A 1,571-nucleotide genomic window follows, 5' to 3' on the forward strand; every position below is an offset into this window, starting at 1 on the left:
TCCGATGTGTCTTCGTGGCCTCGGGTGGTGCCGATCGGGAGGCCGATCTGGAATACCCGGGTGTTCGTTCTGGATTCCGGTCTGGCACCCGTGCCGGTGGGTGTGCCGGGAGAGCTCTACGTGGACGGGGCCGGTCTGGCCGACGGCTACCTCTACCGTGCCCGGCTGACCGCGGAACGGTTCGTCGCGAATCCCTTCGGCCCGCCCGGCTCACGCATGTACCGGACCGGTGACCTCGTACGACGACGCACCGACGGCACGCTGGAATACCTGGGACGGATCGACCACCAGGTCAAGATCCGAGGCATCCGCATCGAACTCGCCGAAATCGAATCCACCCTCGCCCAGCACCCCGACGTGGCATCCTGCGCCGTCATCGCCCGGGAAGACACCCCCGGCAACAAACGCCTGGTCGCCTACTACGTCCCCCGCCCCGGCCGGCTCCTGAGCGTGGACACCCTGCGCCAGTGGTGCGCCCGCACCCTGCCCGACTTCATGGTCCCGGGCTGGTTCGTGTCCCTCGACGCCCTGCCCGCCAGCCCCAACGGCAAAACCGACCGCAACGCCCTGCCCGAACCCGAAGGAACCCGGCCCGACCTGGCCAACGACTACCAGCCCCCACGCACCACGACCGAACACACCATCGCCCGGATCTGGAGCGAGGTCCTGGGCATCGACCGCATCGGCATCCACGACAACTTCTTCGCCCTGGGCGGCCACTCCCTGATGGCCACCCGCGTCACCACCCGCCTGTTCAAAGAACTCGGCGTCAAGATCGCCGTCCGGGACCTGTTCACCTCACCCACCATCGCCACACTGGCCACCCACACCCATACCCGCACCACCGACGAACTCCCCCTCACCCCCCGCACCACCGAAGACGACATCCCCCTGTCCTTCGCCCAGCAACGCCTGTGGTTCCTCAACCAACTCGACCCCGACAGCATCGAATACTCCCTGCCCTTCAGCTTCCGCACCCACGGACCGCTGGACATCCCCGCCCTCGAAACCGCCCTCACCGGCCTCATCGAACGCCACGAAATCCTCCGCACCCGGTTCCTCCTGGGCCACAACGAAGAACCCACACAAACCATCGACGACCCCTGGCCCCTGCACGCCACCGTCATCGACCTCACCCACATCAACGACACCCCCACAGCCGAAACAACCGCAACAACCACACTCGCCGAACACGCCGCCCGCCCCTTCGACCTCACCAGCGGCCGGCTCCTGCGACTGACCATCGCCCGCCTGAACCCCCACCACCACCTCATCACCATCAACATCCACCACATCGCCGCCGACGGCTGGTCCACCGCCATCCTCGCCACGGAAATCCAGGAACTCTACGCAGCCGCCACCGAAAACCGCCCCCCGAACCTCCCCGAACTCACCGTCCAATACGCCGACTACGCCATCTGGCAACGCCAATGGCTCCAAAACCACACCCTCAACACACAACTCGACTACTGGCGCACCACCCTCGCCGGACTCGAACCCCTCGAACTCCCCACCGACCACCCCCGCCCCACCCACCGCACCGGCCACGGCAACACCATCGACTTCACCAT

At 66.6% G+C, this 1,571-nt stretch carries 1 protein-coding gene; it reads left to right on the plus strand.

Annotated elements, in window-relative coordinates; genetic code table 11:
* Nucleotides 1-60 precede the first annotated feature (60 nt).
* A partial coding sequence (locus tag ABZY44_RS37655; RefSeq protein ID WP_356662053.1) for a condensation domain-containing protein occupies nucleotides 61-1,571 on the plus strand: 1,511 nt, incomplete at its 3' end.

Source organism: Streptomyces sp. NPDC006544, from assembly GCF_040611715.1.
In the GTDB taxonomy this organism is placed as follows: Bacteria; Actinomycetota; Actinomycetes; order Streptomycetales; family Streptomycetaceae; genus Streptomyces.